Consider the following 24,793-nt stretch of genomic DNA (forward strand, 5'->3'; position numbering starts at 1 on the left):
GGTTTCGTAGCCTGTGGTCATGAACCCGAATAAAGCGATGACCTGCACTTCCCTTCCCCGGCCCGCCTGGTACTGGCTGATTCCATTGCCGTTACTCGAAGCGGCATTGCTGGTGTCGTGGAGCTCGGGCTTCGTCGGCGCGCGCTTTTCCATCGATTACGCGCCGGCCCTGCTGGTGGTCTTCTGGCGGTGTGTCGTGGTCACGCTCGTCCTGTTTCCCTTCGTCGCCAGGTCGCTACGCCGGACCTCGCCCGTCGCACTGTTGAAGAACGCCGGCATCGGCCTCCTGGCGATGGCGGGCTACCTGGGCGGCATCACCCAAGGCATTGCCCTGGGCGTGCCGGCGGGCTTGGCCGCGCTGGTCGCCGATCTGCTGCCGATGGGCATGGCGCTGCTGGCCGCTGGCGTACTCCGGCAACGAATGGCCTGGCAGGTCTGGACGGGGCTGCTCATCGGCCTGCTCGGCGTCATGCTGGTGACCCAGGGCGCACTGGCGTGGGGCAATGCGCCCTTGTGGGCCTATGGCCTACCGCTGCTTGGCATGTTCTCCCTCGCCGTCGCGACCCTGTGGCAGAAATACTTACCCGTCGAACACTCGCTGGGCCTGCTGCCCAACCTGTGGCTGCAGTGTTGCGTGTCGGGCCTGGCCTTCGCCCTGGTCGAGGGCGCCCATGGCAGTCTCGCCCCGTTGCCCAGCACAGGCTTTGCACTGAGCGTGTTGTGGACCGCGGGCCTGTCGACCATGGGCGGCTACGGCCTCTACTGGTTGTGCCTGCGCCGCGCAACCGCCACCCGCGTCGCCAGTGTCCTATACCTCAGCCCGCCCATTACGATGCTCTGGGCCTGGGCCATGTTCAACGAGCCGCTTTCCTGGCAGATGGCGGTGGGGATGGCGGTGTCCGGGATCGGCATCTGGCTGGTCGTTGGCATCGAAGCGCGGCAGGCCAGGCATCAAGCCTGCGGGCGTGAGCCTTAACAACCGGAACTTGGCAGCGCGATGATTCCTGTGGCAGCGTACGCTGGAACTCAACGTCCCTTCGCGCTCACAGGCAACCCAATAGCCATGATGATCTCCCATGTTTTTTTAGGTATCGCCGATTTTGATCGTGCCTTCGCGTTCTATTCGAAAATCATGGCAGGACTGGGCCTCACCTTGAAATTTTGCGACGCCACCAAAGGCTGGGCTGGCTGGACTGTCGAGAACTCGCCTCGCCCAATCTTCGTGATTGGCAAACCCTTTGACGGCAAGGCGCACGAACCCGGCAACGGACAGATGGTGGCGCTGCTTGCGCCCAACCGGGAAGCCGTCAGAAACACCTATGCAACAGCGATAGCGATGGGGGGCACATGTGAGGGAGAGCCCGGCTTGAGACTTCACTACCATCCCGATTATTACGGCGCCTACTTTCGGGATCTCGACGGTAACAAGCTTTGCGTCTGTTGCCATGACGCCATCGACTCAGTCGTGCGCCAGAAGTCCTTGTAGCGGCAATTGCCCACGCCCTCCTTGCGCCTGAAGCAAACGGCCGTCAGTGCTTCCAACCCAGGAAGGTAACTGCGCAGGCCAACGCTGCGATGATCAAGCCCCCGTCACGCTCAAAGATTGGTCGAGCGCGTCATGTCATGGAGCACAGAGGCGATCCCTCGGCGATCGGCAAGCCCCTTCAACGCTCATTGCCAGGCGGCGAAGTGTCGGCCTGATCCCGTCGACCAGCCCGACGTTCAATGGCGCAGACAACCTCGAGCCCACCGCGCTGTGCCTGTACAGGGACTGGCTGCCGGACAGCGGTGAGGAGCCGGGAGATTTCCCCCCTACTGCCAGCGCATTACGTTCTTTCCGGGCGTTGGGGCATTGCCAGTCAGTTAAGGATCAAACGGCGCACAACCTGTGGGAGCAAAGCTTGCTCTCACAGGTATGAGGCTTAACTGACTGGCGCTATCGTCTAGTGAGCGCTTTTTTCCTGTCTAGCCAACGTACGAATAAACGGCGAAATCGAACCCATTGAATGGAAAGGAAGCAACTTCTTTCATACCCATTTTCAAATGCGCACGTAGCGAGGGTTCATTGTCCTTGCGTATGAAAAGAATACCTTCACGCCCCCGCTCGAGTCGCCGGAGCTCCGCGAACATTCGCTGGGCCAATCCCTTGCCACGCTCCGCCTCGCCCACGCAAATCGGGCCATAGACATAGGCATCCGGCGCTCCATGATAAGCGGCGAACATCGCTTGTACGATCGGCAGGTCGGCATTCATCGCCCGCGTGGTAGTCATCAGGAAACCGGTGATACGACCCTCTCGACGCGCAACAATCAGAGGCATTTCCTGCATCATCGCTGCCACACGGGCCCTTGGCAGGCTCGCAGAAAGCGAGCCGCCGCGGGCCATCTGATTCGCGGCCTGAAGCGCCAGGATCCCGTCCAGGTCGGCCTCATTGGCTCTGCCGACATCGGTTTCATGGTTCGTCATTCGAAATATCTCTGCTGGCTAGTTAAATGACTACTTCTACCGTGCCTGCCAACAGATTAGTACAGGTCAACAATTACAGGATTTACTCAACAACGTGAGCCTCAACCCATAGGCAACACCAATGCATTGCATTGCATATCGGTCTTGGACGCTATAGCTAAAGCGGCAGATGATGGCTTCAACCAAGCGACATCAACCCGATCCAAACCGATAGGAGCTACGCCATGCAACAGTCCCACGCCTACAACGACATCAGCCTGGCCCTGACCACCGAAGTGCTGGATGCCAAAGCGCGCAAGCACCTGTCTTGGCAGGATTTGGCCGATGGCACCGGTCTGAGCCTTGCCTACGTCACCGCCGCCCTGCTCGGCCAGCATCCATTGCCGGAACACGCGGCCAAGGTGATTGGCGAGAAGCTGGACCTGACCGCTGATTCGGTCGCCCGTTTGCAGATCATTCCCCTGCGCGGCAGCCTCGCTGGCGTGCCGACCGATCCGACGATCTATCGCTTCTACGAAATGATCCAGATCTACGGCACCACCCTCAAGGCCCTGGTTCATGAGCAGTTCGGCGACGGCATCATCAGCGCGATCAACTTCAAGCTCGACATCAAGAAAGTCGAAGACCCTGAAGGCGGCTCGCGTGCGATGATCACGCTGGATGGCAAATTCCTGCCCCTGCGTCCGTTCTGATCGTCTCGCTGGCCCCAGGCGAACCTGGGGCTTCGCTGCAAACAACTTATTGCTGATTTGAACTCACTACTCATTCTTGCGTGGAGCATGACTCATGAAAAAATTCCTGTTTCTGGCCCTGTCGCTGACCGCCTCGCTGTCGGCCCATGCCCAACCATCCACCGCACCTGCGGAGGTCGTTTCCTATGCCTACGGCATGCATCTGGATATCGCCCAGGTGTTGAATATCACCACCCCCGCCGATGTCTGCGGTCCAACGCCAGTGCAAATGACCTATCGCGATTCCCAAGGTGAAACCCACATTCTTGAATACAGCCTGATCGGCACCGGCTGCACGAACTGATAACACCCTATTCATTGGAGGCAAGCAGCATGAAAGCGCTGATCGAAGGTTTCCTGAAGTTCCAGCAGGAGGTCTTTCCACAACGGACGGACCTGTTCAAACACCTGGCCACCACGCAACACCCGGGCACGTTGTTCATCACCTGTTCCGACAGCCGCGTTGTGCCGGAGCTGCTGACCCAGCAGGAACCCGGCGAACTGTTCGTGATCCGCAATGCCGGCAACATCGTACCGTCCTATAGCCCGCACCCAGGCGGTGTTTCAGCGACGGTGGAATATGCCGTCGCGGTGCTGGGGGTGAGGGATATCGTGATCTGTGGTCATTCCGATTGCGGTGCCATGAGCGCCGTCGCCAAATGCGCCTGCATGGATCATCTGCCGGCGGTCAGCGGTTGGCTGCAACACGCCGAGTCGGCACGGGTCATCAATGAATCACGGTCTCACGTCGATGACGCGGCGAAAGTCAGTTCGATGGTGCGTGAAAACGTCATTGCCCAATTGGCGAACATCCAGACGCACCCGAGCGTGCGGCTGGCCCAGGAGAAAGGCTTGCTCAACCTCCACGGCTGGGTCTATGACATCGAGACCGGCTCCATCGATGCCCTGGACACCGACAATCGCAGCTTCAGGTCCTTGGCGGACAACCCCCAGGCGTGTGCCGTACCGGCCCGGACGGCGACTGCCGCGTGAGGGCTCGCTGTTTTGTCTAGGGCTGTTGCCCACCTCGATCACGGTGGCGAGGGCGCTTGCTCCCGCTGGGCTGCGCAGCGGCCCCAAAGCCATCCACCCCGTGCAACAGTGTCTCCATGAAAGCCACGGACGCCGCGCTGTGATAGTTGTTCTTGCGCCGCAACAACGAAGCCCCACGCCGGGGCGCCGCGTCCTGCAGCGCCAGCTTGCGCAATGCGCGCTCCTGGGTGGCGATGGGTTCCGGAAGGATAGTGGCAACGGCCGAATGCCCGATCACTTCCAGCAACGTGCTGACCGAATTGACCTCAATGCTCACCTTGGGCGTAATCCGAGCCTGGCCGAAGTAGTCGTCGATGCACGTACGGGTGGCAAAGTCCGGGCTCAACAAGGCGAACTCCAGTTGCCCGACCTGCTCAGCCGTCAGCGCGGCCTGGCAGTCATACAACGGGTGATTGCGCCCCACCATCAGCCCCAGGGTTTCGGTGAACGCCGGGATCGATTCGATATCGGCGCTCCTGACCTGATCGAATGCGATGGCGATGTCTAACGTGTCATTCGCCAAGCCCTCTTCGATATCGACCATCGACAACTCGAAGATTTGTAGATGGATATTCGGGTACTGCGCACGGTAGTCACGCACCAGCGGCCCGACCAGGTAAGCCATGAACGTTGGGGTCATGGCCAGCCTCAAGCTGCCGCGGGACAGATCCTTGACGTCGTGCAGCGCGCGCTTGCCGGCGGCCAGCTCCACCAGCACCCGCCGGGCGCATTCGATATAGGCCGCCCCGGCATCTGTGGGCCTGACCGTGCGAGACGTGCGGTCGAACAGACTCACGCCAAGGGTTTCTTCCAGTTGCCGGATCTGTTGCGACAGGGTCGGCTGCGACACGTGCAGCACCTCGGCGGCACGCGTGAAACCACCGTGGTCAGCGACCGCCAACAGATAGCGCAAGTGACGTAGCAACATCGGAACCACCATCTGGAGCTTGGGTAATTGCGATGCATTGTATAGGGGACATGTTGCGTCCACATCCGCCACGAACGCGATGACGAGGATGCTTGCTCCCTCGTCACAAGCTCAGCGTTGCGTTTAGCGGGTCGGCGTCAGCCTCAGCACCCGCATCACAAAGGCGCTCGCCTTCGCCAGCATGGCGCCGTTCGTACGCGGCTGGCACGGGACGTTAGAAACCGGTGCTGCGGACTCGCTGGCCAGGGCGCCCATCAACTGGGGCAACAGGAACCCGCCTTCGTATTCTGGGTGAGTCGCGACAGAGGTGTCCGACCAAGGGTTGTCGGTGCAGGTGACGTCGATCATGGGAATCTCCTGGAGAAGGGAGAACGCTGCGACGGCCCGAAACGGTCGATCGCTTCTGGGAGCAGTTTCACTGGCGAACGGTTTTTAGAGAATGCCCAGGAGTCTGATGACTTGATTGCGCTATCTGAAACAATCGTCCTGGGCAGCCAAAAAAAGCCCCGGTGTCGTTGAGGCAACCGGGGCTTGGGATCGGCTATGAATCACGCCGGTTTTTTCAGCGTGTCGTACGCTTCAAGCGATCGCAGCGAGTAGATGTAGGCAGCCCCCGCATTCAACGAAATCGCAGTGGCCAGGGCCGCTGCGACCTCCTCACGGCTCGCCCCCGCCTTGATCGCCGCATCCGTGTGGGCGGCGATGCAGCCGTCGCAACGGGTGGTCACGGCGATGGCGATCGAGATCAGCTCGCGGGTCTTGGCATCGAGCACGTTGTTTTCGCTGGCGGCTTCCCCGAGCGCCATATAGGCCTTGACCATTTTCGGGTTGCTGCGGCCCAGCGCGCCAAACGCTTTCTGAATGGTGGGCAACAACTCGGACCAGTTATTGAACATGGCATTAACTCCTGAGTGGGTTGGGTGTACTGTTTTGACGCCCTCAGTTTTTCACCCTGGCGCCACTCGGTTTTGCTCAATCCGCTCAGTTTTTTTGGCGAAACGCTCAAATGAATGCGATCGATAAACTCATCAGCCTGGCCAACGTTCGCGGCAGCCTGGACCTGCGCTGTCAGTTCCAGGGCGACTGGGCCCTGGATCACGGACAACATGCCCTGGGAACGGCGCCCTATCACATCGTGCTGCGCGGCGAATGCCGCGTCGAGTTTGCCGATGGGCAGCGCTTGCCTATGCGCGCCGGTGACATCCTGCTGCTGCCGCGCGGCGCCCCGCACCTCATGCACAGCCCTGGGAAAAGGGTGACGCCAACTTCACCCCGGATCGTGACCGGAGGCACCCTGCCGATTCACCGCATTGGCGGTGCCAGCGCGGAGCTGGACATGCTGTGCGGTGGTTTTCACTTCAACCGGGCTTCGTTGCTGTTCAGCGCCCTGCCCGACTACCTGGTGGTTCCCTGCGGCGCATTGCCGGCCAACGGACCTTTGCCGGCGTTGGTGGAGATCCTTCGCGGGGAAGCGGATGGGAACCAGCCCGGCGCTCGCTTCTTGCTCGACGCCTTGTCCCAGGCCCTGTTCACCCTGATTCTGCGTGCGCACCTGGCGAGCCATGGCCAGGACAGCGGCTCGCTGGCCCTGCTCGGCGACAAGCGCCTGGGCCGGGCCTGGCAGGCGATGCTGGCGGACCCTGCGCACGAGTGGACCATTCAAGGCCTGGCGGATCTCGCGAGCATGTCCCGGGCCAACTTCATGCGCGCATTCGTCAAGCTGGCCGGCGTCTCGCCGTGGGTGCTGTTGACGCAAGTACGCATGGAGTTGGCCTTCAGTCTGCTCAGCCACTCACACCTGGGGCTGAGCGATATAGCCCTACAGGTCGGCTACCAATCCCAGGCAGCGTTCAGCAAGAAATTCAAGGAAGTCTACGGCGAAGCGCCAGGGCGGGTGCGTCGTGGGATCCAGGCCCCAAACGCGCGCTGACAATCAAGAGATATCCGCTCGCAGGGCCGGGTGCTCGCGCAGGTGCTCGACGATGTAGTCCACGAAACTGCGCACACGCATCGGCGCCTTGCGTCTTTCACGGTAGACCACCTGCACGGGCATGGAGGGCGGTTCATAGGCTTGCAAGACCCTGCGCAAGCGTCCGCTGCTCAGATAGTCATACAACGGATAGCTCAAGCAGCGCGTCAACCCGGCCCCATGAGCCGCGGCCTCGATGGCCGCCTGCAACGTGGCGCAACTGAGCCGCGTGCGTGCCTTGAAGCCGTTGGCCTCGCCCTGCTGTTGAAAAGACCACTGGACCCAGTCCTGGTTGGCCTGGGTGGCGATCAGTCGGTGATCGTGCAGATCTTGCGGCACGACCGGCTCACCATGCATGGCCAGGTAAGCAGGACTGGCACAGACGAGCGAACGAACGCTGCCGACAGGCCGTGCGATCAATGAACAACTGGGTAGATGCCCTACCAGCACCGCGACATCCAGCCCTTCCTCTTGCATGTTCGGGAATCGATCATGGTAGTGGGCGAATACCCTGATCTCGGGGAAGTGATCCATGTAGCCGGCCAATACCGGGGCCATGACATAACGGCTGAACAACGTGGGCAACAGAATCGTCAAATTGCCCTGTGCCTGGACATGCCAGCCCTTGGCCGATGCTTCAGCCTCGTCAACGGCCTTGAGAATGCGTGAACAATCGGCCATGAAGCCGACCCCGGCTGCGGTCAGCACCACCCCGCGTGTGCTTCGTGACAATAACTGCACACCCAGTCGCGCTTCCAGTCGAGCGACCGCACGCATCACGGTCGGTCCGGAGACGTTGAGGCGCTGGGCGGCCGAGGCGAGGCTGGGGCACTGCGAAAGCGCGTGAAATATCAGCATTTCATGGTGGCGCGCCATCAGCCGGTGCCTTTTACGACAGGCTTGAGCGTGACGTCGTCTCCCAGTCGATCGGCGAGGAAGTCCACAAACGTACGCACCTTGGCCGGCACTCGATTGCTCTTCTGATACACCACGTGAATTGGCAACGCCGGTGGTTCGAAGGCCTTGAGCACCACTTCCAGTTCCCCCTCGGTGACCTGCCGGGCCACTTGATAGGACAATACCCGGGTAACACCCCAGCCCTGGCGGGCGATATTGATCGCGGCCTGATTCGCGGTCACCACCAAGCGTGGGTCAACCCGCAGGCTCAGCGAGTTTGCTTCGTCCATGAACTGCCAGTGGCTCAGCAAATGACTGGCCGAAGACATCACGATATTGGCCTTGCTCAACTCGCCAGGATGGGTTGGCCGCCCATGGCGCTGGAAATAGGCCGGGGCGCCGCAAATCACTTGGCGTACCTCACCGACCTTGATGGCGTGCTGATTGTTTTCCTGCAAATGGCCGATGCGGATCGCCACATCGATGCCCTCGTCGGCGATATTCACCACGCGGTCGACCAACAAGGCATTGAGGTGTACCGAGGGGAATCGATCCAGGTAATCCGTCAGCAAGGGCGCGATGTACAACTCGCCAAACAACACCGGCGCGGTGACCGTCAGATACCCGCAAGGGATCAAGTAGCTGCCGGCGGCGGCCTCCTCGGCCTCTTCGAGTTCACTCAGGATTCGCCGGCAATCTTCCAGGTAACGTTGCCCCGCTTCGGTCAGGTGCACATTGCGGGTGGTACGGGACAACAGCTGGGTGCCGATCCTTTCCTCCATCGCCGCAATGGCCCGCGTCACGCTCGGTGGCGAAATGCGCAAGCGCCGGGCGGCAGCGGCGAACCCTTCCTCCTCGGCAACCACCATGAAAATCTGCATTTCCTGAAAGCGATCCATGGGTGATCCAGCCTTGCTTGAGGGAGGTTGAACATAGGTGCCGGTACGTCTCAAGGCTTGCCGGAAGATGCCCCCGGCAAGCTCCTGCGGTTTGCCTCAGGCTTGCTGCAAGCCCTTGGCGGTGCGCTGCATGCCGACAAAATTCGGCAAGGCTTCGATGCTGCCCAGCCAGGCACGGACGTTCGGGTAATCGGTCAGCGCGACGTTGCCTTCCGGAGCATGGGACACGTAGGTGTACGCGGCCACATCAGCGATGGTCGGTTGCTCACCGGCCAGGAACCGGCTTTGCCCCAGTTCCGTCTCCATCACCTTCAACAGGGCGTGGGAACGCTTGATGGCGTCTTCGGCGTCATAGCCGGCGCCGAACACGGTGATCAATCGGGCGTTGGCCGGCCCCTGGTTGATCTGGCCCGCGGCCACCGAAAGCCAGCGCTGCACCCGGGCCTGGGCAAGTGGATCGCTGGGCAGCCACTGGCTCTTGCCGTATTTGGCTGCGAGGTAGACCAGGATCGCGTTCGAGTCGGCCAGCACAACACCGTTGTCATCGATCACCGGCACCTGGCCGAAACTGTTGATGGCGAGGAACTCCGGGGTCTTGTGCTCGCCTTTCATCAAGTCCACGAATACCAGTTCGGTCGGCAGGCCCAGCAGCGAGAGCATCAGCTCGACACGATGGGCGTGGCCCGACAACGGATGGCGATAAAGTTTGATCGCTTTCTCAGACATGACGTACTCCATGTTGTTTGGGCTCGAAGCGGTGATCGCGTCGATGGCGCTATCCTCTGCTTCTGCTCCGGACAGCGGAATAACCAGCTTTTACAATCCAGCATTTCACCCAGTGAAACGATCGGAGGCCCTAGACCTCAAGCACCAACGGCTCGCTGCCTTGGGCCGGCACCGCGCAACAGATCAGTACTTCACCGTCGCCGACCGGTTCCGCCGGCTGGCTCAGGTAATGCACTTGGCCGCGGCTCAAGCGGGTTTTGCAGGTGCCGCAGGAACCGCCGCGGCAGCTGAACTCCGGGTTCAGGCCGCGCGCTTCGGCCAGTTCCAGCAGCGTTCCGCCGCCAGGTTCCCAACGGGCCTCCTTGCCGGAGCTGGCGAACAAGACCTTCACCGCTTCAGTCGCGGCCGGCACTTGCTGGGGCGCCGGCATGCTGACTTCGATATCCCGCACAAGGGTGGAAGGACCGAAGGTTTCCGCATGGATGCGATCGTCAGGGATGCGCAATTTGCGCAACCCGTCGTACAGCGCCTGAGTAAAGCTGCCCGGCCCGCACAGATAGAAGTCGTAGTCGTTGAGCGGCAGCAGTTTCTTCAGCAGCTCCACATCGATCCGGCCCGCCAAGTCATAGCCTTCGCCAACCTTTGCTTCGGTGGGTGGTTGGCTGACCATGCGCACAACCTGGAGCTTGTCGCCGGCACGGGCGGCCAGTTCGTCGATCTCTTCACGGAACGCCAGGTCGGCCACCGAGCGGGCGCTTTGCACCAGCCAGACCGGGCGCATGCGGCTGATGCGTTGCCCCTGGTAAACCACCTCGCGCAACATCGATAACAACGGCGTGATGCCCACCCCCGCGGCCAGCAATACCAACGGACGCCGCTCGGTGGCCTGGACGGTGAAATGGCCCTGGGGCGCCCGCGCTTGGATCTCGTGCAGCGCCCGCACCTGCTCATGCAGGTGGGACGACACCGATCCATCGCGCTTGACGCTGATGCGCAGGAAATCATCCGACGGCGCACTGGAAACGCTATAGGTCCGGATCGAAGGAGCTTTCTGCCCCTCCAGCTGGATCCGCACCGGCAAATGTTGCCCGGCTTCAAACCGGGGCAAACCCAAGCCATCGCTCGCCTGCAGGTAGAACGAACGAATGTTGTGGCTCTCATCCACGACTCGCGAAACCCGCAACGAACGCCAGTGGCTACGCAGCGCCTCAGCCTGCAAACGCTCGGCGGCTTGCTCCCAACTGCCGGTCATCAATGAATTGGGCGAATCGCCTTCATCCTGATCCTTCCAGCGCAGCGCGATGGCGGCCGGACGATAGACGATGCGTTGCGGTGTGAAGCGCAGCAGCCGCTCGGCGCCTTGGAAGGCAGTGATCTGGGGATCGTCCAGCAGGACTTGTGCCGAGCCACTCATTTGCAGCAGATCGCCGGTCTGGAAATCGACGAACACCAACCCGGCCCGTGGGTTGAGCAGAATGTTGCCCAGGGTGTTGAAGAACAGGTTGCCGGAAAAATCTGGAATGGTCAGCGACCCGTCTTCATCCATGCGCACGAACCCCGGCTTGCCGCCACGGTGAGACGCATCGACCTGCCGCTCACCATCGCGCACCACGTAGGTGGCGATATAAAACGAATCGGCCGCCGTCACCAGGCGCCGGACCAGCGGGTCCGACACGGTCAACTGACGCGGCGCGACCGCCTGTGCGTCGACAAATTGATACTGGCGCAGGTTGATGTAGCGAGGGCAGTTGCCATAGGCCTGGCTCACTGCAATCTCCAGCCCTGGGGCAAGCTGACGGCGCACGACGCCATTCATGCGATTACGCCGACGGGTGTGCAATTCGATCCCCAGCATGCCGATGGCATCCCCCTCGCCCATGCCCTCCTGGGCCGGATCGTTCGGTTCGGGCTCGAGGTCGATGTGCAGGGTCTGCGGATCGGGCGAACTCATGAAACCCGGCTGCCCCGTGCGCAGGGTCGCCCACACGTCGCCCTGCCGATCCACCGCCCCCAGCACCACGAAAGGCAACTGGGCGTAAAACTCCCGGTGCTGGTCCGGCATCCACGTGCGCGCCAGTTGCCGTTGGCCGACACTGGCCATCATGTCGACTGCCCCGACGGAGCGCTGCAAGGTCAGCTCTCCTTCGTGCCAGGGCGAGGTTTTCGCTTGCAAGGCTTCGTCCATCGGCTACTCCTCGCGCTCGCAGCATGAACGCCTGCGCCAGTGCGCTACGGTTAGGGATTCTCCGCCATCGCTTGCACGGATGTGCAAGTGGCTGACGTCATCTTCTGCCCAAAGCGGTTGCGCAGGAATACGCACGAACTGCAATCCACCGTTTCATAAAATGGAATGGTGGGCTCATGGCCTGACACTGGCGAAATGTTTGGTCAATTCGAGCAAGGTCGCCCGCAACTCCGGGGGCCGCACGGGCTTGGCCAGGATCGAAATGTTCATGTGGTGCAGCGCGTGGCGGATTCTTTCGATTTCATGGCCGGTCATGATCATGGCGGGCACTTCCCTGCCCCGCTGTTCGCGAATCGCGGCGATGCATTCGGCGCCCGAGACTTTCGTACCCAGGTCGAAGTCGGCAATGATGATGTCGCAGTCACTGGTCACACCCACCCCGTCGCTGTGGGTTTCCACTTCGCATCCCCACTTCTCCAGCAGCGCAGACGTCGCCATCAGCACGTTGGCGTCATCCTCCACCAGGCACACCCGCAAGCCCTGCAAACGGCTTTGCGTGGGCACCGGTCTGTCCACCACAGCCCTTGGCGCGACCTTTTCCAGACCTTGGATCGTGGCGCGCGTGCCCTGGCCGAGCCGGGAGTCCAGCCGGATGTCCAGATTGATCAGGTGGCTGATCCGCTTGACGATGGACAACCCCAGGCCCAGCCCCTCCACATCCTTGTCACGGACGTGGCGTACCCGATAAAACTCCTTGAACACCTCAGGCAGATGTTCGGCGGCAATGCCGCGGCCCTTGTCGTAGATGACGATGGCCAGGCCACTGCCTTTCGGACGTACACCGATCAATACCGGTTGGCCGGGGGCATATTTGAGCGTATTGGAGACCAGGTTCTGCACCATGGTCGCCAACAAACCGGCATTGACACTGACCCAGTGCCGGCAAGGCCGCAGGCGCAACTCGACACCGGCCCAGCGGGCGGCTTCGGTGTTCTGCTTGACCACGTCCTGGAGCAACGCGCCCAGGTGCACGGGGTCGGCCTGGGGTTCAAGCTGCCCGTTGTCGAGGGTGTAGATGTCCAGGATCGAACGAAACAGCTGCGACACGATGTGCAGCGAACGGTCGATGTTGTCCACCAGTCGCAGCTCTTCCTGGCCCAGCCGGGCATCGCGCAGGCAGGCGGTGAACAGGCCGATGGAGTGGATCGGCTGGCGCAAGTCATGGCTGGCCTGGGCCAGGAAGCGGGATTTTTCCTGGTTCGCGGCAATCGCCTCTTCCGAAGCGATGCGGGTACGGGTCAGCAGGATATGCGCATAGGCCGGCACCACGATGGTGGTGACGATCAAGGTCAGGAACAGATAGGGCTGACCACGCCAGAACGGCGTGAGCAGGAAAATCACTCCCAGGGTCAATAGCGCGAGAGCGGTTGCCAACGCCAGGTAGCGCGAGCCGAAGCGCATGCCATTGCCCAGCGTGACCCAGAGCAATGCCGCGTATACGGGCAGCGTGCCCTCTCCACCGACGATCAAGGCGAAAGCGAGGCTTGCATAATCCAAGGTCATGGCAAAAAGACGACGCAGGAAGAAGTGCCCAGGCCAGCGCTTGACCGCCATGCGCAGCGGGACCGCGGCGCCGAAGAAAAAAACCATGTACCACAGGATTGGTACATAGGTTTCGAAGTCGCTGGCCAGAAAGGCCACCACAATGATGTAGAGCGCAGTACACGCTCCGACCGTCAATCTCAATGTGGACTGATCAAGCTCGCTATTCTTTTCCGTCATAGTCACAGGCGTATTCCAACATGAAAGTTTGTATCAACTTGAAAACCAAGGGAGTCGTTTAGGTTACGATGTGCGAACTTGAAGTCAGAAGGATCTGAAGCATGATGTGCAGAGTCATTGTGGCCGATGACCACCCCTTGTTTCGTGAAGGGATGTTGAGAACCATCGAACGGCTTCTGCCGACAGCCACCATAGAACAAGCTGGCAATCTGGATGAAGTATTGGCGTTGGCGCGTTCCGGGGTGGAAGTGGATTCCCTGATACTCGACTTGCGCTTTCCCGGAATCAAATCGTTGCAAGTCATAGGCCAGTTGCGCAGTGAATTCAAACGGACCTCCATTATTGTGGTTTCCATGATGGATGACATCGAGGTTATTTCCCAGGTGATGGCGCTGGGTGCCGACGGTTTCATCGGCAAGAATATCGACCCTTCTGATATTGCCGAGGCCATCATGGCAATACGCGAAGGCGAAGTGGTGGTGAAGTATCAAACCGAAAACTCGGTACTGGACGATGCGCTTTCCCAACTGACCGTACGCCAACGGCAAGTGCTTGGGTTGATCGCGGCCGGCAAGACCAACAAGGAAATAGCCCGGGCCCTGGGTATTTCCCCCTTCACGGTGCGCATCCATGTCTCGAGCCTGCTCAAATCCCTCGGTGTCCCCACGCGCGCGGCGGCGGCGGCGCAACTTTCCAACTTCCCAAGCAACGGAGGATGGTCGGAAACACAAGACAGTTAAATGTATAACGGTCGCGAATACTCATTGAGCGTTATCCTCCCTGCTCACCTCCCAAGCCATAGCACACTTGTACTATAGCTTCGTCCAGTACTCTCCCCCTAAGCTGTGGACGCTCCATAAAAAGGCTGTTCAAACAGCCAAACATAAAGAAAGCCAACGCGCCATTCGCCGTGCAGTATCACTGTACCTATCGAAACGTTATGGCGTGCGAAGCCTATGGATTAAATACATCCATAGGCGACGCGCTGCTGGGTCAACTTCACCGTCTGCGCGGTTGAAATGGAATGGTCCTGACATTAACTCAAGGTAAGTCATCATGTCCTTCGAATATGGAAAAACACTTAGAAATGGATTGGCGCTGTGCGTGCTGGCGGGCGTACTCAACGGTTGTGCAAACACCGGTGACTTGGGCAACTTGGGCAACTTGATGGGCACCTTGAATCAGGGCGCCCAAAAATACGACGTCTCTTACCTCAAGCAAACGATCATTCCGGGCAAGACGACAAAAGGCCAGATCACTCAAATGTTCGGCGCGCCGACGAATGAAGAACTCAATTCGACCAGCACCAGCAACGAGTCGAACTGGACCTATGAAAAGAGTGATGAGGGCCTGGATAAATACATGAAGCTGGCCCATAAATACGTATCGCCCGAGACGCGCCTGAAGATGGCCGACACCTCGGCACAACTGTACAAGGCACAAACCGTGGCCAACGACGTCAGCAGCGTGACCGGCGGGAAAACGGGCCAAAGCCAGGCCCAAGGTTCGGTGTTGACCATTTATTTCGTCGATGACGTCGTGAAGTACTACAGGGTCTACTGAAGCAATGACTCGTCCGTTGGGGGCAGCATCAAGCCTGTCCCCGACCTTTACCAATCACTCCTTCCACGTACCTCCGCTCAAGGCGCAACTTTTGCGGGTGCTGTCCAACAGCTTAGCGGTACGCTTGTAGTAATAAAAATCCACGCCCTGCCCGTTCACATTCACACAGGTGCCCTGGGGATTCTCCGGGCAGGTTTGCGAGTAGGTGATCCTGCCCGCTTCGCCACCAAGCGCGACCGGCATGTTGGCGAAGGATTCACAGCTGGCGCGGAACTTGGCCACCGGTTGCTTATCGCTCGCTTGCACACAATCCTTGGCCTCGATGTGCTGCCCCGTGACGGTCATCTCACCTTCCATCGTGCACGCCTGGCTACCTGCATGGGCCACTGAAGCGCACAGCATCGTGGCGCTGATCACACTGAAAAAACGAACGACTCCGTCCATGTACTCTCCCGACGTCCTGAGTGGTCATACCTCCTGAAGTATCCTGATTCGGGCAACAATTCTGAATAGCACAGATGGGCTAGCCGCTACGCTTGCTCAAGGCACCAGAGGCACATGAGGTTCGAACGCCAGTGGAAAAGAACAGTGAACTGGACCAGGCCACGTTGCGCCTGACCGTCAGCGCCTGTGCGCTGTTGTACATCGTCGTATTGGCGACCATCCATCCCGGTGATGCCACAAGCTACGTGCCCATCATCATTTACATCACCACGTTTATCGTCGCCTCGGTATTCCTGCGCATGATCATCAAGCGTTGGCCAGGCCACTTCTTCTGGCGACGCCTTTTCTCGATGCTGCATGACTATACGGGCATCGCTTTCGCCATGGTGCTGGGCGGTGAAAGCGCACTGCCGATCTACGCCGCACTGCTCTGGGTCACCCTGGGCAACGGCATGCGCTTCGGCTCGGGCTACCTAGCGCTGGCAACCGTTATCGCGCTGTCGACCCTGGTGCTGATTTTCTGGCTCAATCCGTTCTGGCATGGCCAGCCCTACATGTTCCTGATGTTGATCGTCACCACCATCGTGGTGCCGGCCTATGCGCACATCCTGCTCAAGCGCACCCGCATCGCCTCCGAGGAGGCGATTGCCGCCAACCAGGAAAAATCCCGCTTCCTGGCCCAGGCCAGCCATGACCTGCGCCAGCCGATCCACTCCATCGGACTGTTCACCGCCTGCCTGCGTGACGCCAGGCTGGGCCTGGAAGAGTTGCGGCTGGTGGACAACATCGACCGTTCGCTGCACACCGTCTCGCAGCTGTTCCGTTCGATTCTCGATATCTACACCCTGGACCACGGCCAACTGATGCCGAAAACCGAGACCGTCCACTTGGGCGCGCTACTACAGGACGTGGTCAAGCAGAACACCGAGGCGGCTCGCTGGGCCGGGGTCGAACTGCGCCTGCGCGCCAGCCCTTACTGGGTCAGCGTCAATCCAGGCATGCTGACCACGATGATCCAGAACCTGCTGTCCAATGCCCTCAAATACGCGCCCGGCCAACCGGTACTGATCGGCGTGCGACGCCAGGGCAAGCGCCTGGCCGTGGTGATCTACGATAAGGGACGCGGCATTGCCGCCGAACATTTGCCCGAAGTCTTCAAGGAGTTCTACCGCGTGCGCCATGTGCGCGACAAAGATGTCGAGGGCCTTGGCCTGGGCCTGTCCATCGTCAAGCGCATCAGCCAGATACTCGGTGTCGATATACACATCCGCTCCACGGTCGGACAAGGCACCAAGGTGGCGATCAGCGGCCTGGAACCGGCGGCGCCAAGGGCCATGGAGCCCAAGGTGTCGCCCGTCCAGAATCGCTTGGACGGATTACGGGTGTGCCTGGTGGAAGACGACGCCAACGTCCTGATGGCGACGTCGGCGCTCCTGGAAAAATGGGGTTGCGAGGTTGAGGCCCATAGCGACGGCGAAGGGCTGAGCAGCGATTGCGATATCGTCATCGCCGACTTCGACCTGGGCACGAAAGTCTCGGGTGCCGAATACATTGCCGCGATACGCGAACAGCGCGGCTGGCAAGTCCCGGCACTGGTCATCACCGGACACGAGATCGAGCGCATACGCCAGTCATTGCAAAGCCTGAACATCTCGGTTCTGGCCAAGCCCGTGCGACCGCCGGAGCTGCGAACAGTATTGCTTGAACTGCTCAAGTCCATGGATCGCCAGGGCGAAGACTCAGCTCACCTCAACCCACCCAGCCGATAGCCGTCTTGGGAATCACCTCGGACTCGTCGAGCTTGGAGGCAAACATGCTCACCGCATCGAGGGCATCGGTGGTCCCGTTCCGGATCTGCACGATGACCGATCCGGCCTGGTCTGCCAGGGTGACACCACGCAAGGCGCCCTCGTGGGTCACGTTCATGCTCGCGACGGCATCGCGGGTTTCGGAGAGGATCATGCCGATCATTTCGGCAATCTCCGAGGTGGAACGACTGGTGCGGCCGGCCAGTTGCCGGACCTCGTCGGCCACCACCGCGAACCCCCGCCCCTGATCGCCGGCCCGCGCAGCCTCGATGGCCGCGTTGAGGGCCAGCAGGTTGGTCTGGTCGGCGATGCCGCGAATGGTGTTGACGATGGCCGTGATCTCTTCCGAACGTGCGCCCAGTTGCCCAACGAGGCGCGCGGAGGCGCCGATATTCTCGGCGATCTCGCGCATCTCCTTGGCGGTCTGGTGGATCACTTGGGCGCCCTGCTCGGCCACGCGCTCGGTCTCGGCGGAGATGTGGTACGCACGGGAGGCGCCGCGCGAGTCCTCTTCGAACTTCTCTACCCGTTCGGTTATGTCACTGGCGAACTTCACAATCTTGCACAACTTGCCTTCGGCGTCGTAGACCGGGTTGTAGCTGGCTTCCAGCCAGACAACTTTGCCGTTTTTGCCGAGACGCTTGAATTGTCCGCTGAAAAACTCACCGGCATTCAGACGACGCCAGAAATCACTGTACTCCGAGCTACTCACCAGGCTCGGTTCGCAAAACATCCGGTGGTGCTTGCCCTTGAGTTCAGTCAGCGAGTAATGCATCACATTCATGAAGTTGTCGTTGGCGGTCAGGATGTTGCCGCCCAGGTCGAACTCGATGACCGCCATGGCCCGGTCGAGGGCCGCCAGCCGTGCACGGGTTTCGGCCTCGGCGGTCACCTTGGCGGTGACATCGAGTGCGTACTTGACCACCTTCACGACACGGCCTTGTTCGTCCACCACCGGGTTATAGCTGGCTTCCAGCCACACGTTCTGGCCTGACGCGCTGCGGCGCTGAAACGTGCCGGAAACGAATTGACCGGTGCGCAATTTGTTCCAGAATTCACGGTACTCGGCGCTGCCCGCCAACGCAGGGGGGCAGAAATCCCGATGGGACAGGCTGGCCAATTGATCCGCACGGTACCCCATCGTGCTCAGGAAATTCTCGTTCGCCCGAAGGACCTTGCCATCAGGGCTGAACTCGATAACAGCCATCGACCGCTCCAGGGCGCCGACCAGTCCTTTGTAAGTTGCCAATTCGGCCGTCCTAGCCGTCAGTTCATCTTTTAGTTTTTTATTAAACATGACGTACCCTCGAAGTAACCGGACCTTTATATACATATCGACTGGTTAGCTTGGGGCTGAACGGTGTAGCGTAATTATGTTTCGACGCCAAAACCCATCGAATCCATCAACCAGGTTCTAAAGGCCTGTACCTTTGGGGCATCGGCCAGTTCATGTGGGGTGACGAAGTAGAAACCCAGGTCAGACTTCAGCCGCAGATCAAAGGGCGCAACCAAGCGGCCCGCCTTCAGGTCATCTTCGACATACGTTGAACGGCCGATGCACACCCCCAGGCCGTCGACCGCCGCCTGTACAGCCATCATGGCCAGGTCGAAGGTCAGCCGGCTGCCTTCGGCCAGTCTTTTCGGTTGGCCAGCGGCACTCAACCACGAACGCCAGTCGTCACGAGTCACCCCGCTGACCTGCAACAAGGTGTGTCGGGCCAGATCGCCGGGATCCTGCAAAGGGGTTGGACCTTGCAACAGCCTGGGACTGCATACCGGGAAGATTTCGTCGGCCATCAGCCAGTCGGCCCGCACGCCCTTCCACTCGCCGACACCGTAACGGATGGCCGCATCGACGCCGCCCTTACGAAAATCCACCCGCTCGGTGGATGCAGTGACGCGCACATCGATATTGGGAAACGCCTGCTGAAAGGATGCCAGGCGCGGCAGCAACCATTTGGAGGCAAACGAAACCAGGGTGCTGATCGTCAAGACACTGTTGTTGCGGCTTTCCAGCAACGTCTCCGTGCAATAGCGCAGTTCATGGAAGGCGGCCCGAACGCCTGGGAAATAGGCCTGGCCTTCAGGAGTCAGGGCCAGGCCGTCTTTGAGCCGCAGGAACAAACGCACGCCCAGCTCCTCTTCGAGCCGGCGGATCTGATGGCTTATGGCTGTTTGAGTGACGTTCAACTCTGCTGCGGCGTTGGTAAAGCTCATGTGCCTGGCGGCTGATTCGAATGCCTTAAGACCGTTGAGAGAAGGTATTCGGCTGGCCATGGTGATTTGCTGCGCTCATGAGATTTTGTCATACGCTAGCACTGAAGATGTCCTTTGAAAATGTTCCGCTCCTCACCGATTCTGGCGGCCCGCCCCCCCACCCGTGAGGTAAACCGTGAAACTGTACTTTGCCCCCATGACCTGCTCATTGTCCCCGCACATTGTGCTGCGGGAATTGGGCCTGCCCTTTGAATTGATCCGCGTCGACAACAAGACCAAGCGAACCGCCGACGGGCTCGACTTCCTGAGCATCAACCCCAAGGGCTACGTGGCCGCCTTGGTGTTGGAAAACGGCAGTGTGCTGACCGAGGGCCCCGCCATTGTCCAGTACCTGGCCGACCTGGCCCCCGGCAACACGCTCGCCCCGGCCAATGGCTCCTGGGAGCGGGTTCGCCTGCAGGAGTGGTTGAACTTCATCAGCGCCGAAATCCACAGCGGCTGTAGTCCACTGTTCAACGCCGACATCGCAGAGCCGACCAAGGCGATCTTCAAGGCAAGACTGTTCAAGCGCTTGGATTACCTCAGCCAGGCCCTTGCACGACAGGATTACCTGATGGGCAGTTTCGGCCTGGCCGACGCTTATCTGTTTACCGTTTTGAACTGGTTGCCGTTGTTCAATATCGAGATTGGGGACTGGCCGGTGCTGGCGTCGTTCATGGTCCGAGTCGCCGCACGCCCCAGCGTTCGGGCGGCCATGGCGGCGGAAGCGGCCTAACCACAGGCCAGGGATCACCTTCACGGTTTTGTCCGCAAGGCAGCATCATAAAAAATTCATGGTGCCGGAGCATGATCACTACGTTTGCTGATTACTTTCGTTCCCATTCAGCGAGGTAGGACCATGCCACCACAAGGACTCCAAGTGGACTTCGCCCATCGACCACGGCTTGCCGATCTGCAACCCCTGCAGGAATCCGCCAGGCGCGTGTCCGGCACCCTGGGCAAACAGGCAAAGCCCGCCGTCACACCGGCGGTGCAGTTGCGAGACCGGCAGGGATACGACAGCGGCTTTCTTGGTGACTTCCTAGTGCCTTGGCCCAGCGTAGACGCCGCATTGGTCGATGACGTCTACCCGACCGGCACCGTCGACAATCGCCTGGATTATCAGCACTTCTCCATCGTTCTTTCGCGACGGCGACGTCTGGCCCTGGTGGCGGGCGTCAACATCGACGGCGCCAGCAGTGTCGAGATCGACCGAGGGCGTGACGCCTGGGCATACGACGGTCGAATCCCCAGCGATGCCCAGATTGGAGAAGCGCTGTACGCCGGCAATTTGCTGGATCGCGGTCATCTGGTCAGACGACAGGACCCCAATTGGGGCCCCGATGCACAGACCGCCAACAACGACACCTTCCACTTCACCAATTGCTCGCCGCAGATGGCGGCCTTCAATCAAAAAACCTGGCTTGAGCTTGAGGATTACATCCTCGATAACACGCGCCGGTGGAAAGCCAGGGCGACGATATTTACCGGGCCCTTGTTCCGCGGCGATGATCAAACGTACAGAGGCGTACAGATCCCCACCGCGTTCTGGAAAGTCGTGGCCTTTCTCGGTGACGACGGCAAACCTTCGGCCAGTGCCTACATGATTGACCAGCGTCAGGAACTGGAAAAGTTGGAACTTGTGTTCGGAGCGCTCAAGACTTACCGACGCAGCGTCGATCAAATTGAAGCGCTGAGCGGTATCCGCTTTGGCGACTTGGCTGACTACGACGGCTTTTCCAATGAAGAACGACTGACAGGTACGAGGATTGAAGCGCCAATCCGTGGGCCTGAAGACATCCGCCTTTGAAAACGGTGGGAGCGAGCTGGCTCGCGATGACGGCAGCACAGTCAACATCCCCGCAAGCTGACCTGCCGCTATCGCGAGCAAGCTCGCTCCCACAGGGGATTGAAGCTGCATGGGATGTTGGCGAGCGACTCAAAAAACGGTGGGACTTATTCACTCAAGGCTTGGCTGAAGGATGTATCGATAATCCCAGCAGTGGCCAGCGGGGCTGGCAGCGCCTTGACCTTGAACAGGAAGTCTGCGGTGCTTTGCAGGTCGGCGGCGGCCTGTCGATCCACCGGGCCGACGCTCATGTGGGCCTGGCGCAACCAATGGCGTGAGACGTTCTGGTCGAGGTTGGCCTTTTTCGCCCACAAGTCCGCGTATGAGTCGGTGTGGTTATCGACCCAGGCGCGGGCGTGTTTCACGCGGCCGAGGAAGTCGGCGATGGCTTCGCGCTTGCTGTCGATGGCCGGCGTCGAAGCGGCAATGGCGCTGAGACCGGGCATGAGGTTTTTCGCCGTCAGGATCGGCCGGGCGCCGGAGAACAGGATCTGTTGCGAGATGTAGGGTTCCCACACCGGAAAGGCGTCGATGCTGCCCTGGGGCAAGGCCGCCGCCGCGTCGATCGGCATCAGCTTGATGAATTCCACATGGTTCTCCGGCAAGCCGGCCTGCTCCAGGGCCCGCAGGGTCAGCTGCTGGCTCCACGCGCCCGGCCAATAGGCGACCTTCTTGCCCTTGAGGTCGGCGATGGTCTTGACCGGTGAATCCTTGGGCACCAACAGCGCAATGGTGTCCGGATTCTGCCGCGAAACACCGATCAGTTTCACCGGAGCCTGTTTGGCAGCCAGGAACAGAAAACCCGAATCGCCGAGAAAGCCCAGGTCCAGGTCGCCGGTATTCAGCGCCTCGGCCAGGGGCGCGGCGGCTTGGAAGTGTTTCCAGTCGACGCGGTAGGGGGCGCCCTCAAGCACTCCCGAGGCCTCCACCGAAGCCCGCACGTTGTAATAGTTCTGGTCGCCGACATGCAGGACCAACGGCTCACTGGCCTGGAGCAAAGGGGCGACGAACAATGTGCAGAGGAGCAGACAACGCAGGGATCGAGCGAACTTCATGAAAGCATTCCTGAATGATTTTTATAGAACATAACGCTCCTGTAATTCACATTCGAAATTCTTTTAACGCATAAGCTCATAGTCACAAGCAGCCACTGTTCATGACTCAACAGTGCCGCAACAGACTGTTGGCTGGGCAACATTTCCTTGAAACCTTCACCCCCTGGCGGCCCCCGAAAACCGCCCTTTCGCCGGCCATGGCACAGAGCCTGCAATTTCCTTTCAAGCGCGATTTTCTTCCGCGCTCCGATCTTTCGGAAATAAGAACATTGCCTTCTCGCCGCCTTGCTGGAGCTGCTCCATGAAACCCGACTTCCGTTTTTCACTGGCCCTCGCCAAGTCCCTGATTGGTGCCTGTGCCCTGGCGTTGAGCCTGCCGTCCCTGGCCCAGGCCGCAGAAAGCCCTCCGGCCGAAGTGCACCTGGATTACGCCTATTACTCGCCGGTCAGCCTGGTGCTCAAGCACCTCGGTTACCTGGAAAAGGCCCTGCCCCAGGCCAAGGTCAGCTGGGTCCTGAGCCAAGGCAGTAACCGCTCCCTGGAATACCTCAACAGCGGCGGCGTCGACTTCGCTTCGTCCGCCAGCCTCGCCGCGGTGCTGAGCCGGGCCAATGGCAGCCCGATCAAGTCGGTGTATGTCTACAGTCGCGCGGAATGGACCGCCCTGGTGGTGCGCAAGGATTCGCCGTACCAGACGGTCGCCGACCTCAAGGGCAAGAAAATCGCCGCCACCAAAGGCACCGATCCCTACCTGTTCACCCTGCGCAGCCTGCAACAGGCCGGGCTGAAGAAAGACGATGTGGAGCTGGTGCACTTGCAGCACCCGGACGGTCGCACCGCCTTGGAAAAAGGTGATGTCGATGCCTGGGCCGGTCTCGACCCACACATGGCCGCCAGCGAAGTACAAGCCGGGTCGCGCCTGCTGTATCGCAACCCCGCCTTCAACAGCTACGGCGTGGTCAGCGTCACGGAGAAATATGCCCAGGAGCATCCGCAGACCATCGACACCGTGCTTGCGGCCTACGAACAGGCTCGGGTCTGGTCCGTGGAGCATCCGCAAGAGCTGGCCAAATTGCTGGCCGACGAATCCGGACTGCCGCTGGAAGTTGCCCGGCTGCAACTGTCCCGCACCGACCTGGGCAGCCCGCAGTTGAGTGCCAAGGATGTGCTGGCTTCCAAGGCTGCCGCGCCGATCCTGGTCTCGGAAGAATTGGTTCGTCGCGGGGTGAATGTGGACCAGGTGATCGATCAATTGCTCGACACCGGCCGCCAGCAGGCCGTGGCCCGTCAATAACCCTTGCCCAGGCGACAACCGATCCGCGCCTGGCGCGGATTCGGCGTTGCCGGAGGAACGCCATGAGCAGTAACAGCGAAGACCTCTCCAGCCCCCATTTGGCCCTGCCCGCATCGGGCAAAGCGCCCCTGTTCAATCCCGACCGCTGGCAGCTGCGCCTCAAGGGGCTGGCCCTGCCGGTGCTGATCATCGTGTTCCTGGAGATCATCGTGCGCATCGGTTGGCTGCCCGCCTACCAGATGCCGGCCCCCAGCGAGATCGCCCTGACCCTCGGCGACCTGGCCGAGGGGGCGCTATGGAAACATATCAGCGCCAGCCTGTTGCGAGTGCTACTGGGCTTTGCCATCGGCGCCAGCCTGGCGTTGGTCTTCGCCGCCTGGGTTGGCTTGAGTCGGGAGGCCGAAGCCTATCTGGAACCGACCTTCGCCGGCCTGCGCTCGATTCCCAGCCTGGCCTGGGTGCCATTGCTCCTGCTGTGGCTGGGCATCGACGAAACCTCGAAGGTGGTGCTGATCGCCATCGGCGCGTTCTTTCCCGTGTACCTCAATGGCGTGGCAGCGATTCGCAACATCGACCGCAAGCTGGTGGAGGTCGGCCAAATGTACGGCTTCAGCCGCCGCCGTCTGGTGCGGCGAATTCTCCTGCCCGCCGCCCTCCCCGGCCTGTTCACCGGGTTGCGCGGCGGCATGAGCCTGGCCTGGATGTTCTTGGTGGCCGCCGAGCTGATCGCCGCGACCAAGGGCCTGGGCTATCTGCTCAGCGATGGCCGCGAAACCTCGCGTCCGGACATCGTGCTGGCGGCGATCATCGTGCTCGCCCTGCTGGGCAAGCTCAGCGACGGCATCCTCGCCGCCCTGGAAAAACATTTCCTGGCCTGGCGCGACACCTTTAACGGCACCGAGGAGTGAG

26 protein-coding genes and 1 pseudogene are annotated in these 24,793 nt (G+C 60.5%); 13 read left to right on the plus strand and 14 right to left on the minus strand.

All coding sequences use genetic code 11. The features are described from left to right. Positions 1-37: 37 nt before the first annotated feature. On the plus strand, positions 38-976 hold the full coding sequence (locus BT125_RS01710; protein ID WP_371857775.1) for a DMT family transporter: 939 nt from the start codon (positions 38-40) through the stop codon (positions 974-976). Positions 977-1,066: 90 nt separating this feature from the next. Next, a complete protein-coding gene (locus tag BT125_RS01715) occupies positions 1,067-1,486 on the plus strand; it encodes a VOC family protein (protein WP_072404967.1) in 420 nt (139 codons plus the stop codon). A gap of 479 nt (positions 1,487-1,965) precedes the next feature. On the opposite strand, the gene BT125_RS01720 is transcribed toward BT125_RS01715, so the two are convergent. Further along, complete coding sequence (locus BT125_RS01720) at positions 1,966-2,466, minus strand: GNAT family N-acetyltransferase (RefSeq protein WP_170866792.1); 501 nt, start codon at positions 2,464-2,466, stop codon at positions 1,966-1,968. A gap of 224 nt (positions 2,467-2,690) precedes the next feature. On the opposite strand from BT125_RS01720, the gene cynS reads away from it, so the two are divergent. The 3 genes from cynS (at position 2,691) to BT125_RS01735 (ending at position 4,190) form a co-directional block, all read left to right on the plus strand. Next, on the plus strand, positions 2,691-3,158 hold the full coding sequence (cynS, locus tag BT125_RS01725; protein ID WP_072404743.1) for a cyanase: 468 nt from the start codon (positions 2,691-2,693) through the stop codon (positions 3,156-3,158). 94 nt (positions 3,159-3,252) lie between these two features. Continuing rightward, positions 3,253-3,501: a DUF2790 domain-containing protein gene (locus BT125_RS01730; protein WP_072404745.1), complete on the plus strand. Its 249-nt coding sequence runs from the start codon at positions 3,253-3,255 to the stop codon at positions 3,499-3,501. Between the two features lie 29 nt (positions 3,502-3,530). Beyond that, entirely contained in the window at positions 3,531-4,190 is a 660-nt protein-coding gene (locus tag BT125_RS01735) for a carbonic anhydrase (protein WP_072404747.1), read from the plus strand. Positions 4,191-4,206: 16 nt separating this feature from the next. Here BT125_RS01735 and cynR read toward each other — a convergent pair whose 3' ends face one another. The 3 genes from cynR to BT125_RS01750 all read right to left on the minus strand — a co-directional run bounded on the left by cynR (position 4,207) and on the right by BT125_RS01750 (position 6,053). After that, on the minus strand, positions 4,207-5,157 hold the full coding sequence (gene cynR / locus BT125_RS01740) for a transcriptional regulator CynR (RefSeq protein WP_072404749.1): 951 nt from the start codon (positions 5,155-5,157) through the stop codon (positions 4,207-4,209). 123 nt (positions 5,158-5,280) lie between these two features. Further along, positions 5,281-5,505, minus strand: a complete 225-nt coding sequence (locus tag BT125_RS01745; protein WP_072404751.1) for a hypothetical protein — start codon at positions 5,503-5,505, stop codon at positions 5,281-5,283. A gap of 200 nt (positions 5,506-5,705) precedes the next feature. Beyond that, positions 5,706-6,053: a carboxymuconolactone decarboxylase family protein gene (locus BT125_RS01750; RefSeq protein WP_060741839.1), complete on the minus strand. Its 348-nt coding sequence runs from the start codon at positions 6,051-6,053 to the stop codon at positions 5,706-5,708. A 110-nt stretch (positions 6,054-6,163) separates the two neighbouring features. Between BT125_RS01750 and BT125_RS01755 the strand changes: the two genes are divergently transcribed. Next, a complete protein-coding gene (locus BT125_RS01755) occupies positions 6,164-7,087 on the plus strand; it encodes an AraC family transcriptional regulator (RefSeq protein WP_072404753.1) in 924 nt (307 codons plus the stop codon). A gap of 3 nt (positions 7,088-7,090) precedes the next feature. Here BT125_RS01755 and BT125_RS01760 read toward each other — a convergent pair whose 3' ends face one another. The 5 genes from BT125_RS01760 to BT125_RS01780 form a co-directional block, all read right to left on the minus strand. Next, the gene (locus BT125_RS01760; RefSeq protein WP_072404755.1) at positions 7,091-8,002 is read right to left on the minus strand and encodes a LysR family transcriptional regulator; all 912 of its coding nucleotides are present in this window, start codon (positions 8,000-8,002) and stop codon (positions 7,091-7,093) included. Next, on the minus strand, positions 8,002-8,922 hold the full coding sequence (locus BT125_RS01765) for a LysR family transcriptional regulator (RefSeq protein ID WP_072404758.1): 921 nt from the start codon (positions 8,920-8,922) through the stop codon (positions 8,002-8,004). Before BT125_RS01765 ends, BT125_RS01760 begins: the two co-directional genes overlap by 1 nt. A gap of 96 nt (positions 8,923-9,018) precedes the next feature. Further along, the gene (locus BT125_RS01770; RefSeq protein WP_072404760.1) at positions 9,019-9,648 is read right to left on the minus strand and encodes a glutathione S-transferase family protein; all 630 of its coding nucleotides are present in this window, start codon (positions 9,646-9,648) and stop codon (positions 9,019-9,021) included. A gap of 130 nt (positions 9,649-9,778) precedes the next feature. Further along, positions 9,779-11,833, minus strand: a complete 2,055-nt coding sequence (locus BT125_RS01775; protein ID WP_072404762.1) for a 2Fe-2S iron-sulfur cluster-binding protein — start codon at positions 11,831-11,833, stop codon at positions 9,779-9,781. Between the two features lie 174 nt (positions 11,834-12,007). Continuing rightward, positions 12,008-13,615: an ATP-binding response regulator gene (locus BT125_RS01780; RefSeq protein ID WP_072404764.1), complete on the minus strand. Its 1,608-nt coding sequence runs from the start codon at positions 13,613-13,615 to the stop codon at positions 12,008-12,010. A gap of 101 nt (positions 13,616-13,716) precedes the next feature. On the opposite strand from BT125_RS01780, the gene BT125_RS01785 reads away from it, so the two are divergent. Next, positions 13,717-14,355 (plus strand): response regulator, encoded by a 639-nt coding sequence (locus tag BT125_RS01785; RefSeq protein ID WP_072404765.1) that lies wholly within the window; start codon positions 13,717-13,719, stop codon positions 14,353-14,355. Between the two features lie 316 nt (positions 14,356-14,671). Then, positions 14,672-15,178, plus strand: coding sequence for a hypothetical protein (locus BT125_RS01790; protein WP_083564423.1), 507 nt, complete (start codon positions 14,672-14,674; stop codon positions 15,176-15,178). A 54-nt stretch (positions 15,179-15,232) separates the two neighbouring features. Here BT125_RS01790 and BT125_RS01795 read toward each other — a convergent pair whose 3' ends face one another. Continuing rightward, complete coding sequence (locus tag BT125_RS01795) at positions 15,233-15,622, minus strand: hypothetical protein (protein WP_072404767.1); 390 nt, start codon at positions 15,620-15,622, stop codon at positions 15,233-15,235. 131 nt (positions 15,623-15,753) lie between these two features. On the opposite strand from BT125_RS01795, the gene BT125_RS01800 reads away from it, so the two are divergent. Then, positions 15,754-17,391, plus strand: coding sequence for an ATP-binding response regulator (locus BT125_RS01800; protein WP_072404769.1), 1,638 nt, complete (start codon positions 15,754-15,756; stop codon positions 17,389-17,391). Here BT125_RS01800 and BT125_RS29885 read toward each other — a convergent pair. The 3 genes and pseudogenes from BT125_RS29885 to BT125_RS01810 form a co-directional block, all read right to left on the minus strand. Then, on the minus strand, positions 17,372-17,986 hold the full coding sequence (locus tag BT125_RS29885) for a methyl-accepting chemotaxis protein (protein WP_371857780.1): 615 nt from the start codon (positions 17,984-17,986) through the stop codon (positions 17,372-17,374). The genes BT125_RS01800 and BT125_RS29885 overlap by 20 nt on opposite strands. Then, a pseudogene (locus BT125_RS29890) lies at positions 17,960-18,763 on the minus strand (PAS domain-containing protein); the annotation flags it as partial. The pseudogene BT125_RS29890 and the gene BT125_RS29885, both read right to left, overlap by 27 nt. 38 nt (positions 18,764-18,801) lie before the next feature. Continuing rightward, positions 18,802-19,707 carry a transcriptional regulator GcvA gene (locus BT125_RS01810; protein ID WP_072404773.1) on the minus strand — a complete coding sequence of 302 codons (906 nt, stop codon included), beginning with the start codon at positions 19,705-19,707 and terminating at the stop codon, positions 18,802-18,804. A 115-nt stretch (positions 19,708-19,822) separates the two neighbouring features. On the opposite strand from BT125_RS01810, the gene gstA reads away from it, so the two are divergent. After that, positions 19,823-20,422 (plus strand): glutathione transferase GstA, encoded by a 600-nt coding sequence (gene gstA / locus BT125_RS01815; protein ID WP_072404775.1) that lies wholly within the window; start codon positions 19,823-19,825, stop codon positions 20,420-20,422. 123 nt (positions 20,423-20,545) lie between these two features. Beyond that, positions 20,546-21,496, plus strand: coding sequence for a DNA/RNA non-specific endonuclease (locus BT125_RS01820; protein WP_072404777.1), 951 nt, complete (start codon positions 20,546-20,548; stop codon positions 21,494-21,496). A 146-nt stretch (positions 21,497-21,642) separates the two neighbouring features. Here the strand turns inward: BT125_RS01820 and BT125_RS01825 are convergent, their stop codons facing one another. Then, positions 21,643-22,590, minus strand: a complete 948-nt coding sequence (locus BT125_RS01825; RefSeq protein ID WP_072404779.1) for an ABC transporter substrate-binding protein — start codon at positions 22,588-22,590, stop codon at positions 21,643-21,645. A gap of 301 nt (positions 22,591-22,891) precedes the next feature. Between BT125_RS01825 and BT125_RS01830 the strand changes: the two genes are divergently transcribed. Continuing rightward, complete coding sequence (locus BT125_RS01830) at positions 22,892-23,884, plus strand: aliphatic sulfonate ABC transporter substrate-binding protein (RefSeq protein WP_072404781.1); 993 nt, start codon at positions 22,892-22,894, stop codon at positions 23,882-23,884. A gap of 62 nt (positions 23,885-23,946) precedes the next feature. After that, on the plus strand, positions 23,947-24,792 hold the full coding sequence (locus tag BT125_RS01835) for an ABC transporter permease (protein ID WP_072404783.1): 846 nt from the start codon (positions 23,947-23,949) through the stop codon (positions 24,790-24,792). Position 24,793: the final 1 nt, after the last annotated feature.

The sequence above is a fragment of the Pseudomonas sp. NFACC04-2 genome, assembly GCF_900119265.1.
Taxonomy (GTDB): Bacteria; Pseudomonadota; Gammaproteobacteria; order Pseudomonadales; family Pseudomonadaceae; genus Aquipseudomonas; species Aquipseudomonas fluorescens_AA.